General features: G+C 50.7%; 14 protein-coding genes. 5 read left to right on the forward strand and 9 right to left on the reverse strand.

The genetic code is table 11. The features are described 5' to 3' along the window. Positions 1 to 5: 5 nt before the first annotated feature. Positions 6 to 1,685 (forward strand): glycerol-3-phosphate dehydrogenase/oxidase, encoded by a 1,680-nt coding sequence (locus J4760_RS08460; protein WP_237605435.1) that lies wholly within the window; start codon positions 6 to 8, stop codon positions 1,683 to 1,685. 130 nt (positions 1,686 to 1,815) lie between these two features. Here J4760_RS08460 and J4760_RS08465 read toward each other — a convergent pair whose 3' ends face one another. The 5 genes from J4760_RS08465 to clpB all read right to left on the reverse strand — a co-directional run bounded on the left by J4760_RS08465 (position 1,816) and on the right by clpB (position 7,883). Further along, positions 1,816 to 2,595: an amino acid ABC transporter ATP-binding protein gene (locus J4760_RS08465; RefSeq protein ID WP_370637560.1), complete on the reverse strand. Its 780-nt coding sequence runs from the start codon at positions 2,593 to 2,595 to the stop codon at positions 1,816 to 1,818. Beyond that, the gene (gene ehuD, locus J4760_RS08470) at positions 2,592 to 3,293 is read right to left on the reverse strand and encodes an ectoine/hydroxyectoine ABC transporter permease subunit EhuD (protein WP_145284203.1); all 702 of its coding nucleotides are present in this window, start codon (positions 3,291 to 3,293) and stop codon (positions 2,592 to 2,594) included. Before ehuD ends, J4760_RS08465 begins: the two co-directional genes overlap by 4 nt. Next, positions 3,293 to 3,955 carry an ectoine/hydroxyectoine ABC transporter permease subunit EhuC gene (gene ehuC / locus J4760_RS08475; RefSeq protein WP_145284200.1) on the reverse strand — a complete coding sequence of 221 codons (663 nt, stop codon included), beginning with the start codon at positions 3,953 to 3,955 and terminating at the stop codon, positions 3,293 to 3,295. Before ehuC ends, ehuD begins: the two co-directional genes overlap by 1 nt. Before the next feature lie 74 nt (positions 3,956 to 4,029). Continuing rightward, the gene (gene ehuB / locus J4760_RS08480; protein WP_370637553.1) at positions 4,030 to 4,920 is read right to left on the reverse strand and encodes an ectoine/hydroxyectoine ABC transporter substrate-binding protein EhuB; all 891 of its coding nucleotides are present in this window, start codon (positions 4,918 to 4,920) and stop codon (positions 4,030 to 4,032) included. 374 nt (positions 4,921 to 5,294) lie between these two features. Beyond that, complete coding sequence (gene clpB, locus J4760_RS08485) at positions 5,295 to 7,883, reverse strand: ATP-dependent chaperone ClpB (protein ID WP_237605436.1); 2,589 nt, start codon at positions 7,881 to 7,883, stop codon at positions 5,295 to 5,297. 185 nt (positions 7,884 to 8,068) lie between these two features. Between clpB and J4760_RS08490 the strand changes: the two genes are divergently transcribed. Beyond that, positions 8,069 to 8,893, forward strand: a complete 825-nt coding sequence (locus J4760_RS08490; protein WP_237605437.1) for an undecaprenyl-diphosphate phosphatase — start codon at positions 8,069 to 8,071, stop codon at positions 8,891 to 8,893. 82 nt (positions 8,894 to 8,975) lie between these two features. On the opposite strand, the gene J4760_RS08495 is transcribed toward J4760_RS08490, so the two are convergent. Continuing rightward, positions 8,976 to 9,284 (reverse strand): metal-sulfur cluster assembly factor, encoded by a 309-nt coding sequence (locus J4760_RS08495; RefSeq protein WP_145284191.1) that lies wholly within the window; start codon positions 9,282 to 9,284, stop codon positions 8,976 to 8,978. Between the two features lie 109 nt (positions 9,285 to 9,393). On the opposite strand from J4760_RS08495, the gene J4760_RS08500 reads away from it, so the two are divergent. Genes J4760_RS08500 through J4760_RS08510 form a run of 3 tightly spaced genes read left to right on the forward strand, consistent with a single transcriptional unit; the run spans position 9,394 to position 12,414 of the window. Beyond that, positions 9,394 to 10,224, forward strand: a complete 831-nt coding sequence (locus J4760_RS08500; protein ID WP_237605438.1) for a Cof-type HAD-IIB family hydrolase — start codon at positions 9,394 to 9,396, stop codon at positions 10,222 to 10,224. A gap of 1 nt (position 10,225) precedes the next feature. Continuing rightward, positions 10,226 to 11,068: a DegV family protein gene (locus J4760_RS08505; RefSeq protein ID WP_237605439.1), complete on the forward strand. Its 843-nt coding sequence runs from the start codon at positions 10,226 to 10,228 to the stop codon at positions 11,066 to 11,068. A gap of 2 nt (positions 11,069 to 11,070) precedes the next feature. After that, complete coding sequence (locus tag J4760_RS08510) at positions 11,071 to 12,414, forward strand: CoA-disulfide reductase (RefSeq protein WP_237605440.1); 1,344 nt, start codon at positions 11,071 to 11,073, stop codon at positions 12,412 to 12,414. A gap of 751 nt (positions 12,415 to 13,165) precedes the next feature. Here J4760_RS08510 and J4760_RS08515 read toward each other — a convergent pair. The 3 genes from J4760_RS08515 to J4760_RS08525 form a co-directional block, all read right to left on the reverse strand. Then, positions 13,166 to 14,572 (reverse strand): alpha-amylase family glycosyl hydrolase, encoded by a 1,407-nt coding sequence (locus tag J4760_RS08515; protein WP_237605441.1) that lies wholly within the window; start codon positions 14,570 to 14,572, stop codon positions 13,166 to 13,168. Between the two features lie 132 nt (positions 14,573 to 14,704). Beyond that, on the reverse strand, positions 14,705 to 15,079 hold the full coding sequence (locus tag J4760_RS08520) for a YisL family protein (RefSeq protein ID WP_145284177.1): 375 nt from the start codon (positions 15,077 to 15,079) through the stop codon (positions 14,705 to 14,707). Between the two features lie 54 nt (positions 15,080 to 15,133). After that, positions 15,134 to 16,036 (reverse strand): fumarylacetoacetate hydrolase family protein, encoded by a 903-nt coding sequence (locus J4760_RS08525; protein ID WP_145284174.1) that lies wholly within the window; start codon positions 16,034 to 16,036, stop codon positions 15,134 to 15,136. Between the last annotated feature and the right edge of the window lie 41 nt (positions 16,037 to 16,077).

Consider the following 16,077-nt stretch of genomic DNA (forward strand, 5'->3'; position numbering starts at 1 on the left):
TTTCAATGCTGAACACATTAACTAGAAAAGATCAATTGCAACATATGGAGAAAGTCGACTATGACATTGTTGTTATTGGTGGTGGGATCACCGGGGCGGGAATCGCCCTTGATGCTGCCAAGCGAGGAATGAAGGTTGCACTTGTAGAAATGCAGGACTTTGCTGAAGGAACGAGCAGTCGCAGCACGAAACTGGTCCATGGCGGACTGCGCTACTTGAAGCAGTTCCAAATTGGTGTTGTACGTGAAACAGGCATTGAACGTGCCATCGTCTATGAAAATGGACCACACGTCACAACGCCTGAATGGATGCTGCTCCCCTTCCATAAAGGCGGAACATTCGGGAAGTTTACAACGAGTATCGGCCTGCGTGTCTATGACATGCTGGCAGAAGTGAAACGCAGCGAACAGCGCAAGATGCTGAACGTGGATGATGTCATCGAAAAAGAACCGCTCGTCAAACGTGAAGGACTCCTCGGTGGCGGATACTACGTCGAGTACAAGACCGATGACGCACGCATGACGATTGAGGTCATGAAGAAAGCGGCGGAATTCGGCGCAGACCCGATCAACCATGTCAAAGCGGTCGGATTCATCTATGATCAGGGCAAGGTTGTCGGTGTGCACGCTGAAGATCAGATTGATGGTGGATCGTACCAGATACTTGGACGTCGCGTCATCAATGCAACGGGACCGTGGGTGGATGAAGTCCGCTCCCACGATGCCGAATCCAAAAAAGGCAAGAAGCAGCTGTTCCTGTCAAAAGGTGTACACCTCGTATTCGATGAGAAAAATTTTCCGCTCCATCAGGCAGTCTACTTCGATGCCAAGTCCGATGGCCGCATGATTTTCGCCATCCCCAGAAACGGCAAAACCTACATGGGTACGACGGACACGCGCTACACAGGAGATAAGAAAGATCCAGTCGCAACAGCAGAGGACCGCAAATATCTGCTCGATACGACAAACAACATGTTCCCGGGCCTCGATCTTGATGAGTCGCATATCGAATCCACATGGGCAGGCATCAGACCCCTCATCCACGAAGAAGGCAAAGACCCTTCCGAAATCTCCAGGAAGGATGAAATATGGGAAGCGAAGAGCGATCTCATCACCATCGCTGGCGGCAAGCTGACAGGCTACCGTCATATGGCACAGGAAATCGTGGATCTGGTCGCGAAACGACTTCAGCAGGAATACGGTTTGAAATTCAGGAAAGCTGATACGAAAAACCAGCCGATCTCAGGCGGGGACGTCGGTGGCAGCGCGGGCTTCGAAGACTTCGTCGCACGCATGTCAGAGCGCGCACCATCCTACGGCCTATCCATCACAAACGGGCAGCGACTTGCCAGACATTACGGCAGCAATGTCGAACGCGTATATGAAATCATCGGCAGCCTCGGTGCTGCATCCGAGCATTACGGGCTGCCGAAGGACATCCATGCCCAAGTCATCTACAGCATCCAGCATGAAATGGCCGCGAATCCGCGCGACTACTTTGTCAGACGCACAGGTGATCTTTATTTCAATATCGCCAATGTCGAAAAATACAAAGATGCAGTCATCAACGTGATGGGCGACCTTCTCGAGTGGGATGAAAACACCCGCAAAGAAGAGAAAGAAACGCTCAGAACAGCCTACCTCCAAGTAAAAGGCGGTACCGGCTTTGCACTTGAAAACGCATAAAGTGGTAGTTTGAGACTCCAGAGGCGAATTGCCTCCGGAGTCTCTATTTTTGCGGGAGGATAAGGGACCCCCCCCGATAAACAGCATTCCCACAAAAAAGCACCGGCCATTGGCCCGTGCTTTTCTCCTTCTATACTTCTTCTTTTCTGAAGCGTTTCAGGAATTCCTGCAATCTTGGATTCTCGGATTTGTTGATGACTTCATCAGCAGTGCCGGATTCGGCGATGACGCCCCCGTCCAGAAACAGGACGCGATCTGCGATCTCAAGCGCAAAATCCATTTCGTGTGTGACGAGGATCATCGCCATTTCATCATGTTCGGCGAGGTCGCGTATGACTTCCAGCACCTCACCGACGAGTTCCGGGTCGAGGGCGGAGGTGACTTCATCGAAAAGCATGATCTTCGGCTTCATGACGAGTGCGCGTGCCATGGCGACGCGCTGTTTCTGCCCACCTGACAGATTGGATGGATAGGCATCGTACTTATCACTGAGACCTACCCGATCAAGCATCTGTTTGGACAGGTCGACTGCTTCATCCTTTTTCATCTTCTTGACCTGTATCAGTGGGGTCACGCAATTATCAAGTATTGTCTTGTGCGGGAAAAGGTTGAAGTGCTGGAACACCATCCCGATGTCCTTCCGCACAGATCGCAGATGCTTTTCATTTGCTGGTTTCATCTTCCCCTTTACTTCCATCTTCCAGAGGTTCTCTCCGGCGACATAGATATCTCCGTCCGTCGGCTCCTCGAGTGTCATCAATAGACGGATGATCGTCGTTTTGCCCGATCCACTCGGACCGATGATCGCAATTTTTTCCGTTGGACGGATGTCGAGATTGATTCCCTTGAGGACGTGCGTATCACCGAATGACTTGTGAATTTCCTTATATTGTACAATCGGCTCCATTATTCAACCACCTTCACTTTCTTCTGCTTCTTCTCAAATCGGCGATTCATTTTATTTTCAAGCTTTCGGATCAGTAGTGCAGACGGATAGCTGAGCAGCAGGAACAGTATCGCAACGATGGTCAGCGGTTCGATGTAGGACCACGTCTGCGCTCCGTAGCTCCGTGCCAGGCTCAGTATGCCGACGACACCGATGGTTGCCGCAAGTGGTACTTCCTTGAACAGGATGATCAGATAGTTTCCAAGCATCGGTATGGTCGGCGGCAGTGCCTGTGGCAGTACAATTTTCGTCCATTTGTCTCTCGTCGAGAAATTGAGCGCCGTCGATGCCTCCCACTGTCCTTTATCCACGCTTTCAATACCGGAACGGTACACTTCGCTGATATAGGTGGAAAAATGAATGCCGAGTGCAAGCATTGCTGCAACGAAGGGTGTAAACGATGTACCGATATAAGGTACCATCGGCCATGCGAAATAAAGGAAGAATATCTGTACAATCGGCGGTGTCGACCGGATGAACTCCCGGATCCAGTAGATGATGAAGTTAAAGGGTCTGAATGGTGTCGATTCAAGCACCAGCCACACGAAGCCGACAATCAGGGCGAGCGCATAGCTGACCACAGTCAGACCGAGGGTGATTTTCAACCCGGCAAGAATAATCGGAAAAGCATCCATGAACGTTTCCCAACTCCAGTATGTCATCAGCTGGCCACCCCTCTTCTGGATATTTTTTCACCTTTCTTCGACAACCATATGAGCGGCAGGGCAATGATGAAGTACATGACCAGCACCATCATATAGGCGATCGGTCCTTCGGATAGATTCGAGGAACGGTAGATGTCCCCATAGTAGAGTATATCGGTCAAGCCGATCAGGGAGACGAGTGCCGTCCCTTTAAGTATCTGTATTGAATAGTTGCCGAATTCCGGCAGCATCAGTCTGAGTGCCTGTGGCAGTATGATATGCCGCATCCGCTGGAATCCAGAGAAGTTCAGTGCGATGCTTGCCTCCGTCTGCCCTTTATCAATCGCGAGGATCGAACTTCTGACGACTTCCGACATGTAAGCGCCGTAGTTCAGGGCGATCGCAATGACACCGACCCAAAAGTTGCTGCCAAGATCGATATTGAACAGCATCGGTACTGCATAATAGAGCCAGAACAGCTGGACGATCAAGGAAGTCCCCCTGAATATTTCAACATACAGCGTGGTGAACCCACGCACCAGTGGATTTTTCACCAGCCTCATGAGGCCGGCGACAAAAGCCATGATAAAAGAAAACAGGGTGGATACTAGAAAGATGCTGATTGTCGTCCAGGCGCCCTGGGACAGATAGGTAAGTATGTTCACCCCAGTTTCGAACATTTTTTCCTCACTCCTTATCTTTCAATTGAAAAGGCCCAGTATTTCCATAGGAATGACTGGACCTTGAAATATTATTAACCTTCGCACAGTTGTTCAGTTGTCATTCCATCGACTGGAACTGCGTTGTTTTCTGCAGTAAAGCCCTGTGAGTTATCCAGAATTTCATCGATTGTGCCGTCTTCCTTCAAAGTCTGCAGTGCTTCATTGTAGGCCGTGCGCAGTTCTTCATCCTCAAGGTTGAAAGCGGCTGCACCATAGCTTGGAATGCCTTCGATGTCCGGCTGTTCGAAGTCTTCCACGACTTCCACATCTTCACTGCCGAGTGATTCATAGGCTGCCCTCAATGTTGCTTCTGTCGCAGCTGCGACGTCAGCATTGCCGGACTGTACAGCTGCAAGCTGCGCAGGGATATCACCGACCGACATGATCTGGTCTGATGCCACACCTTCCTGCTCGAGGAAGTCGAACTGTGTCGTTCCTTCCATCAATGCTACGGTCACATCCGGATTCTCTGCGATATCGGCATAGCTGTGGATGTCATGCGGGTTGCCTGCTTGGACAACAAGTCCTTCCCCATACTGCATTTCAGGTTCCGCAAACAAGGCATTTTCACAACGGTCCGGCAGAATCGCCATACCGGCAGTAATGACATCATACTGTCCTGCCTGTACGCCCGGGATCAGTTCTCCCCAGTCCGTCAGGTGGCCTTCCACATTATCGATGCCCATTTCTGCAAATACCGCTGTCGCAATGTCGATTGCAGCACCTTCAAGTTCTCCGCTGTCTGAATTCTGATAGGCGTAAGGTGGCTCATTTGCGAACCCGACGTTGATTGTGCCACTTTCCTGAAGTTCAGCCAATTTACTGGAACCTTCCCCCGAGTCCCCAGAGTCTGAACCGCCATTTCCGCAAGCGCCAAGTACAAGTACAAAAGCGAGCATAAGTAACCATGCATAATTCTTCAAAAAATCTCCCCCTAGTAAGTTTGTGATCTTCCCTACTCTATAACGTGTACCTTTTCAGTATACAAGAACGAGTTACTATGTCAAATTAAGGATTAAATGGGGAATAAAGGTGTTGTAGGGGTGCAGAGGATTCGTGGTGTAAAAAAGGACTTACAACAATATTAATACAAATTGACTGATAATTCAAACTAACTTGGAAACTTATTTCCTATCAACATAAAAAAGCCGTACCCACTTGCTGTGGGCATGGCTATCGATGGTGAGTTGGCGCCATCACCTCCCCATCCCAAAAAAAGACTGCAGACATGTCATTCTACAATGACTTTGTCTACAGTCTGAAGTCACACCCACTTCTTATGGGTACGGCTTCCATGCTACATATCAAATTGAAGTGCGCCATCACGGTAGTCTATTTTCACATCGATGCCTTCCGTCATATCCGCTTCAATGAGCTTTCTTGCAAGCGGCGTTTCGATATGACGCTGTATGAAGCGTCTCAACGGTCTGGCCCCGAACTGCGGCTCATAGGCTTCATCGGAGATCCAGTCCTTGACTGCATCGGTCACCTGGACGGTCATATGCTGGTCTGTCAGACGTCTATTGAGGTCGTTGATCAGCTTGTCCGTAATCAGTTTCATGTTCTCTTTGGAGAGTGGACTGAAGATGACGATGTCATCCATGCGGTTGATGATCTCCGGTTTGAAGTACTGATGGATCTCCTTCATCACGTAGTCCTTCGTGGTATCGGAGATTTCCCCGTCCTGTCTGACGTTATCAAGCAGATGGCCGGAGCCGATGTTCGACGTCATGATGATGATCGTATTTCTGAAGTCGACAGATCTGCCTTTCGAGTCGGTCAGACGGCCTTCATCAAGCAGCTGGAGCAGTATGTTGAAGACATCGGAATGTGCCTTCTCCACTTCGTCCAGCAGGATGACGGAATACGGCTGGCGGCGGATGGCTTCTGTCAGCTGACCGCCCTCCTCATGACCGACGTAGCCCGGAGGTGCACCGATCAGTCTCGATACCGCATGCTTTTCCATATACTCACTCATGTCGATACGGATCATATGCTTCTCGGAATCGAACATTGTTGCAGCAAGCGTCTTCGCAAGCTCGGTCTTGCCGACACCCGTCGGTCCGAGGAACAGGAAGCTGCCGATCGGGCGGTTCGGATCCTTGATGCCTGCGCGGGCACGGATGACGGCATCTGCGACGAGGTCCACCGCTTCATCCTGGCCGACCACGCGTTCATGCATGATGTCAGAGAGCTTCAGCAGCTTGTCCTTTTCCGTCTCGACGAGCTTCGATACTGGGATGCCGGTCCACTGGCTGACGATATAGCCGATTTCCTCCTCGGTCACCACTTCACGGATGATGCGGTTTTCACCAGCGCTCTCCTCCTGCAGCTTTTCTTCCAGTTCGCGCAGTTCACGTTCGAGCTGCGGCAGCCTGCCGTGACGGAGTTCTGCTGCCCGTTCAAGCTCGTAGTTGTTTTCTGCCTCATCGAGTTCCTGGCGCGTGCGGTCCACTTCTTCACGCTTGTCGTTGACCTTCTGGATCTGCCCTTTTTCCTTTTCCACACGCTGCGTGAGTGCCTGCTGCGCTTCACGGGCTTCCGACAGTTCCTTCTGCAGTTCAGCCAGGCGCGTTTTTGAAACCGAGTCATCTTCCGACTTCAAAGCCTGCTCCTCGATCTCGAGCTGCATGACACGACGGTTGATCTGGTCGAGCTCCGTCGGATTGGAGCCCATCTCCGTGCGGATGGTTGCACTTGCCTGGTCCATCAGGTCGATGGCCTTATCCGGCAGGAAACGGTCCGTAATATAGCGGTCGGAAAGTTCTGCGGCCGCAACGAGCGCACGGTCCGTGATTCTGACACCATGGTGGACTTCATAGCGTTCCTTCAGTCCACGCAGGATGGAGATGGTATCCTCAACATCGGGTTCCGGAATCTGTACTTTCTGGAAGCGGCGTTCCAGTGCAGAATCCTTTTCGATATATTCACGGTACTCGTTCAGTGTCGTTGCACCGATGCAGTGGAGTTCGCCGCGTGCAAGCATCGGCTTCAGCATATTGCCGGCATCCATGGCACCTTCCGTCTTGCCCGCACCGACAAGCATATGGATTTCATCGATGAAGAGTATGATGCGGCCGTCGGATTCCTTCACTTCCTTCAGCACCGCCTTCAGACGCTCTTCAAATTCCCCGCGGAATTTCGCACCGGCGACAAGCGCCGACAGATCGAGTTCGAAAATGGTCTTATCAAGCAGGCTGTCCGGCACGTCCTTGCGGACGATACGCTGTGCCAGCCCTTCGACGATGGCGGTCTTGCCGACACCCGGCTCACCGATCAGTACCGGGTTGTTCTTTCTTTTACGGCTCAGTATGCGGATCGAGTTGCGGATCTCCTCGTCCCTGCCGATTACAGGGTCGACGTTGCCGCTGCGCACCTCCTCGACCAGATCGCGTCCATATTTCTCAAGTACTTCATACTGTACTTCCGGATTTTGTGTAGTCACACGATTCCCTCCTCTGACTTTGCTGATTATTTCCCTGATCACTTCACGCTTATTGCCGACGGCCGCTTTCATGATCGGCTCCACTTCGATGCCCGCAAGCAGCATATGCTCGACGGAAACATATTCGTCCTTCATATCCGCCATGATCTTCTCCGCCCGGTTCACAATCTGGGTGAAGCCGTTCGACATATACTGCCCGTACTGGACATTATCGCCTTTGACAACATTATACTTGGACAGCTTTTCATCATATTCACCGAGCAGCTGATCGACATCGATGCTGGCGCGTTCAAGCACATCCCGTGCCATGCTGTCATCCACCGTCAGCAGTGCCTTCATGACCGCTTCCGATTCAATCGACTGGAGTTTCATATCCACCGCCATCGACTGTGCCCGTTCAATGACGGACTGGACGGTGTAGGTCATTTTATTTATATCCATACATATCACCTCTTTGCAGAAATAGAACGCAGCTGTTTTCACTCAGAATGCATCTTCAAAATTTATTTGACCATATTTGACCTTTAATTATATTATACACTTCCATCATTATTTTTCAAGTAATCGATAGCTTTTAGCAGGCTTTTATCTTATATTATAGTCTGAAGTATCTAGGAGGTAGGAGAATGGATATCATTGAAATTATACGCTACATATTTTTAGGGCTGCTGCAAGGCTTCACAGAACCCATACCGGTTTCATCAAGCGGCCACCTGGTCATCGCCCGGGAGCTGCTCGGCATCGAGGCCAGAGGTCTGTCTTTTGAAATCCTGCTGAATACCGCGTCGCTGATTGCGGTCCTCTACATCTATCGTAAAGATATTACCGCAATCATCGTCAATCTGAGCCGCTACATATTCAAAGGCGCCCGGGATGCAGAAGCCATCGAAGACTTCCGCTACACGATCTACCTGGTCATCGCGACGATTCCGGTCGGTGTACTCGGCATTCTGCTCGAGGATATCATCGGTGATAACGTCTCCATGATGACAGTCGGTCTGATGCTGCTCGTCACTGGTGTGGCACTATGGTTCATCAAAAATAAACGCGGCGAGAGACGCGACGGGGACCTGAACATCAAGGATGCCATCATCGTCGGCTTATCCCAGTGCGTTGCGCTGATGCCCGGCATCAGCCGGAGTGGCGCGACACTTGTCGGTGCCATGGGTGTCGGAATGAACCAGAAGAACGCACTCCGATTCGTCTTCCTGCTCTATATTCCGGTATCACTCGGCACAGCACTGCTCTCCATTGGAGATCTGGTCAATGATCCCGAGATCATGACACTCGCACTCCCTTATGCACTGGCATTCATCGCGACCATCATCGCCACCTACTTCGGACTCAAGTGGCTGCAGGGTGTAATGGAACGCGGCAACCTGATCATATTCACCTACTACTGCTTTGCGCTGGGAACATTCTCGATTCTGTATTCCCTCTTCTTCAAATAGAAATCCTCCCGGATCGGGAGGATTTTTTCATTGGCAGTGAAAAAAAGCCCTCCTGTACAGGAGGGCTCAACTATATGATCGATCAGCTTACACCGAGTGCGATTTTAGCGTAACGGCTCATTTTATCTTTATCCCATGGTGGATTCCAGACGATATTGACTTCTGTTTCTTCAACTTCCGGCAGTTCGGAAAGTGCTGTTTTCACCTGGTCCACAATCTGTGGTCCCATCGGGCAGCCCATGGATGTCAGTGTCATTTCAACACCTGCTCTGCCGTCTTCGTCAAGATGCACACCATAGACGAGACCGAGATTGACGATATCGATGCCAAGTTCAGGGTCGATGACGTTCTCAAGTGCTCCCATCATGCTTTCTTCCATTGCTTTATCCATTTATCTCACTCCTTCCAGAGTATATACTATTAATATATCAAAAAAATTACACTATATAAACATAAATGATATGATAGTTTTATGAATATTGACAAGGAGATTTAACGTAATGGAAAAACACCTCATATGCCTGGATCTGGATGGCACGCTGCTGACAGATGAAAAAACCATCAGCCCATTCACCAAAAAAGTATTATTTGAACTTAAAACCCGCGGTCATGAACTGATGATCTCAACCGGCCGCCCCTATAGAGCGACTGAGCCCTACTACCGTGAGCTCGGCATGAACACGCCGATCGTCAATTTCAACGGGGCCTTTGTCCACCATCCGCAGGATCTCTATTTCAAAACAGTACATGAAGAACTGGATCTTGAAGTGGCCAGGGAAATCGTCAAACGTGTACCGGACCTGAACATACAGAACGTCATTGCCGAAGTGAAGGATAATGTCTACATCCACTACCATGATGAAGTGCTGTTCGAAGCCTTCGGCATGGGCAGTCCCCAGATCAAGATCGGGGATCTGACGCAGAATATAGAATCTGGACCGACATCCATTCTCATACAGGCGGAGGAGCCGGAAGTCCCGGCCATCCGCCAGGCATTGGATGATCTTTTTGCCGAAACGATCGAGCACCGCCGCTGGGGGGCACCCTACCCGGTCATCGAAATCGTCAAGAAGGGCATCAACAAGGCAGTCGGCGTCGACTACTGCCGGGGCTACCTCGGCATCGACAAAAAGCATACGATCGCTTTTGGTGATGAGGACAATGATACGGAAATGCTCCGCTATGTCGCGCATGGTGTGGCGATGGGCAATGCCATCGATGAAATCAGGACGGTGGCGGACTACATGACGGATACCAACAACAATGATGGTATCGGCCAATTCCTGAACGACTTTTTCAAATTGAAACTACAAAAAGAAGGGAGCAGATGACATGCAATTGATTGTAGACAGCTGTTCGGATATTTCCATAGATGAATTGGATAGAATGGGTATTGAAATGATCCCCTTGAAAATCACGATCGACGAGGAGGACTACCTGGATCAGTATGAAATCTCAAACACTGAGGTGCTCGATGCCATCTCGGAAGGCAAGCGCCCTTTGACGAGCCAGGCGAACCCTGAAGACTTCACGAAAGTCTTCCGGAAATATGTGGAGCGGAATGTACCCGTATTATACATGGCGTTCTCGAGCGAACTTTCAGGGACTTACCAGAGCGCGGTCATTGCACGCGATACGATTCTTGAAGATCATCCAAAAGCGGACATCACCCTCATCGATACGAAAGCGGCAAGCTATGGACTCGGCATGATCGTGGAGCGTGCGCACGGTTATGTGGAGGAAGGACTCGGCAAGGACGAAATTGTTGCGAAAGTGGAAAAGGATGTCAAAGCCATCCGCCACTTCTTCACGGTCCATGACCTCGACTATCTGGCCAAAGGCGGCCGTCTGTCGAAAGGCCAGGCATTCCTCGGCGGACTGCTCAACATCAAACCCCTGCTTCATGTTGAAGAGGGCAAGCTGGTTCCCCTTGAAAAGCACCGTGGCATCAAAAAGGTCCATGGCAGCATGGTCCAGCATCTGATTGCAGACAATGTCACACACGACGTGCATATCACGCATGCCAATGCCGAAAGCCAGGCGGAACAGCTGAAGCAGAAGATACTTGATGAGACGAATGTCACGGAAGTCAAGATCAGCACGATCGGACCGACGATCAGCAGCCATACCGGCAATGGCACAGTAGCGATGTTCTATTTCAACGAAGGAGTGTAACGATGCCTAAAGTGATCATTGTAGGCGGTGTTGCAGGCGGTGCGACGACTGCCGCCCAATTGCGGAGAATCGATCCGGATATCGATATCACCATATACGAAATGGGACGCGATATCAGCTACGGCAACTGCGGCCTCCCCTACCACATCGGCGGCGAGGTGGCAGAACGCGATCAGCTCATTGCAGCCACACCGGAAAGCTTCCTTGAGCGGGACATCATCGTCAACACCCATCACGAAGTGATGGGTGTTGATGCCGGGAGGAATACAGTCCAGGTCAAGGATATATTGAACGACCGGACATTCGATGCTGAATACGACCATCTCATCCTGTCACCGGGCAGCGCGCCACGGATCATTCCCGCGCTGTTCGATGTGCCCCAGGCGTTTGTGCTGCATTCCCTTGAGCACCTGGATGAGATCAAGGCTCATATCGAGAATGAAGGCATTGAACGTGCAGTCGTTGTCGGGGGTGGCTACATCGGTCTCGAAATGGCCGAAAACCTCGTCCACCGGGGTATCAAAGTGACGCTGGTCCATCGTTCGGAGGAAGTATACCCCCCGCTTGAGCGTGACATGAGCGGGTTTATCGTCGATGAACTGAAAGCGCAGGGCGTCGATGTAAAATTGAATGCAGAAATTATGGAAGTCGATGGCGACACTGCCACACTGACCACCGGGGAAGAGATCGATGCACCGATGATCATCGCAGGCATCGGCATCACACCGCGCACCGACTTCCTGAAAGATTCCGATATTGCCACGAATGATCTCGGCTATATTTGCGTCGACCAGTACGGAAGGACAAACCATGAGAATATCTATGCCGTCGGCGATGCGATTGAAACATCCTATCAGCATGTCGACCGGCCGGTCAATGTCGCGCTGGCGTGGGGCGCCCACCGTATGGCGTATGTCATCAGCAACCAGATCAGCGGCGACAGGTCGGTCCGGTTCGAAGGGCTGCTCGGCACCAACATCATCAGATTCTTCGACCATGACATCGCGACGCTGGGGCTTGAAGTATCAGAACTCGATGACTATCCGCACTTCGTCATCGACCATAAGCAGAAAAATAAAGCCGGGTATATGGCGGACAGCTTACCAATCCACGTCCGGCTACATGTGGCACAGGAAGACGGGAAGATACTGCGCGCTGCTGTCGTCGGTACAGAAGGCGTCGACAAGCGCATCGATGTCCTGGCAGCCCACATCCGTCTCGGCGGAACCGCCATGGATCTTGCCAACATCGAAGTCGCCTACTCCCCGCCATACTCCAGTCCGAAGAGTGTACTCAATATGGTCGGCTACAAGGCGATAGAAAAAATGAACAAATTGCAGAAATGATGCGCAATATGAAAATGCCCTCCTGGAATCCAGAAGGGCACAGATTGAAGACAAACCCCGTTTTGACACGGTGTTTGTCTTCTTTTTTGTATTTTTATGGATCCCGAATTGTAGGCGTCGCCATGGTGAGTTAGAGGGCCAATTCACCGTCGTGGGCGCTACCATGGCGAGTTAGAGGCTTAATTCACCATCGTGGAGTCTACCATGGTGAGTTAGAGGGCCAATTCACCATCGTGGGCGCTACCATGGCGAGTTAGAGGCTTAATTCACCGTCGTGGGGGCTACCATGGCGAGTTAGAGGGCTAATTCACCATCGTGGGGGCTACCATGGCGAGTTAGAAGGCCAATTCACCATCGTGAGCGTAGCCATGGTGAGTTAGAGGGCCAACTCACCATCGTGGGCGCTACCATGGCAAGTTAGAGGGCTAATTCACCATCGTGGGCGCTACCATGGCGAGTTAGAACACCAATTCACCGTCGGGGTCGATTGTGATGATGACCGGCGACGGAATATTATCGTTCAGGGGAATCGGTTTTTCCATCCTGCACCCGCTGCCTGTTGATTTCAGCATACTCTTCCCCCTGATCTGCAGATTCCCATACATCCCGACAAAAAGACTGCAGACATGTCATTTTAATATGACTTTGTCTACAGCCTGAGTCCTCCTGGAATCCAGGGAAGCATTATTTTGATTTGGCGTGCTTGCTCCCGGTCATAATATGGGATGAACGGGAAAACCGCTATACATGCCTATCTGCGTCTGCTTCTTCTTGCCACCACCCAGATGAAGATGCCGAAGCCGCCGAAGATGAGGAGGCCGGCATAGAGGTAGCCGTTGTTGAACCCACTTTCTTCGATGACTGCGTAGAGTTCCGTCTCTTCGCGGTCCAGTACGGCGAGGAATGTGTCGCCTTCCATATCTCCGCTGCGCAGCAGATCGCCGATCAGCAGGCCACTGAGCATCTTGCCTTCGTCCTCATCTTCCATCGGTATTTCAACGTTCTTTGTGACGGAACTATCGTTGATGTTCAAAATGAAATCGACATCCGAGGCGTGATATCGCTGGACGTAATGACCGCCTTCATTTTTTATCACTTCACGCTCACCCTGATACATCTGCGGGTGTTTTGAGAATACTTCATTGATTGATACGATGTAGTCGACGACTTCCTGGTCGGTCCATAGATCCATCTGCGGATGGATCTCCGGGATGTCATCACCACTGAAGGCGACTTCTGTTCCATACTGGAATGCGATGGCACCGGGATAGCCGTAGAAATAAGCTGTCAGCTGGCTGATGCGCTTTCCTGGGAACATGTTGGCTTCCACTGCATGTGTGGTGAAGCGTTCCGTAAACCAGTGGTCTGCAAGCAGCAGCGAACCATCTGTCGGATAGTCCGGAATTTCGGTATCTGTTGTACTGAATGCTTCAACGATTGCGTCCCGCATCGCCGGATCGGTCATATGATCGAAGCCTTGGGCGGTGATGCTTTCATCTTCGACGATGCCGTATGTCTTCACACCTTCCGGCATGAAACTGGCGGCGTCCAGTCCGTCCTGGACGATATTCATGCTCAGACCATCGACGTCATACGTATCGACGAATGCCTGTGCCATCTCCTGATACCGCGCCTGGTTATCGGCATTTCTGAGATCGATGAATTCTGTCTGCACGCTGTCGTAGTAGCTCTGCTGAATGTCGTTCAGCTCCGGATCATCCAGCGTTTCATACCCTGTTGTTGCAGTCACCGGCATATCGACGACGACTTCCATATCACGCGCGTGGGCTGCATCGATCAGACTCCGGAATGCTTCCGCTCCGCCGAATGCCGCTTCGATCTCCTCATAGCTTTCGACACTGTAGCCGAGATAGTCGTCATCGGCCTTTTCAAATACCGGGGAGAGCATCAGTGTATCGAATCCCATCTCCTGTATGTACTCGAGATTATTCTCGATGCCTGCAAAGTCGCCTCCGAATGGCATCGCTTCATCCATGTCCTCCGTAACATTGACGTCGTTGGTGTCGGTGCCATTGAGAAAACGGTCGACGATAATTGTATAGATGCGCTCGGGCTCTTTGTCCTGTGCAGAAGCTTCGGGACTGGAAATGCCGATGGCTGCGAGCAGGACCGCCATATATATCACTAGTTTCTTCATTGCTATCCTACCTTCTATTTTTATATTGACAGTATACTAGATAAAATTTCAAAATAAGCCCATGTCAATAAACGTTCACAAATTTACATTAAAAAAGGCACTCTGTAAAGAGTGCCTGAACCCTCATGCAGCCTATGAGAAAAGTGCGCTCAATGGACCTGCCGGCAGATAGATGCCAAGGGCGATTGTCACAATCAGGAATACTGTCAGTATGATGACCATTGTTCGGCCAGTTCCGGATTTGCGCTGTCTTACCAGTGCCATCTCCATCAGACCGATCGAAATGAGTCCGGCCAGGAACTTCAGACCGTACATCATCTGGTTGCCGCTTCCGAAATCGAGGAACATCATCAGACCTGTGAAGATGACGATCAGGTAGATGAGTCTCAGAACCATGTGCAGCGGTTTCGAGTATGTGGACTGGCCATCCGGAGTGTCCACCGAATTGTACGTAATGATGAATAGGATGACTGCCAGCACGATTGCTGTCAAATGCAAGTGTATCATCGAATCTTCCTTTCAAATATGAATCATCAATATCTTATCATATTTCAGGAGAGATTACTTGCCAATATATGTCGTCAATGTACCGATGCCATTGATCGAAATGCGGACTTCATCACCCGGCTGCAGATACTGTGGCGGCTTCATGCCTGCACCTACGCCGCTTGGTGTGCCTGTAGCGATGACATCACCCGGTTCGAGCGTGACATATTTGGATACTTCCGCAATCAGTTCATCCAGTTTCAATACCATTTCCTTTGTGCTGCCGTCCTGTCGGATCTTGCCGTTGACTTTCGTCACGATGGAAGTCTGCTCCGGATTCGGCAGCTCGTCCTTTGTGACGATGAATGGTCCCATCGGGCATCCGCCCTTCAGGCTTTTTGAAAGGAATGCCTGATGATGGGCCTTCTGAAGATCGCGTGCTGTAATATCATTGATGATCGTGTAGCCGTATATATAGTCGAGCGCCATTGAACTCTGGATCTTCTCGGCACGCTTGCCGATGACCACACCGAGCTCCCCTTCGTAGTCGAGCTGGGATGTGATGTCCTGGTGGTTCGGAATCGTCTCTTCATCCCCTGCGAGACTTGTCGCCGCCTTGGTGAACACGTACAGGCTATGCACTTCGTTGTTCAGCTCTTCCGCATGCGACTTGTAGTTCCTGCCGAAAGCGATGACGTTGTTCGGTGGGGTCACGGGCGCACGGAATGTAATTTCATTGAATGGCGCCTTGTACTTGTCCGCCTTCCCTGACTGCTGTGCCTTTTCCACTAATTTTCGGACATGTTCCTGGAAATCCAGTGTGTGGTATTTGGAAATACCTTCTAACAATGTTTTGGGATAATTTTCGTCATCTCCGAAAGCTTCAAAAAGCTTCGGAAGAATCCATGCACTTTCCTCACGTTTTACTTTAACGCCATAGTAGGTCTGATCCCGATAATCGAATGTTAGAAATTTCATGGAATACGCTCCTTAATATGTGTATTTCCTTCATTATAACA

Source organism: Salinicoccus sp. ID82-1 (genome assembly GCF_021991715.1).
In the GTDB taxonomy this organism is placed as follows: Bacteria; Bacillota; Bacilli; order Staphylococcales; family Salinicoccaceae; genus Salinicoccus; species Salinicoccus cyprini.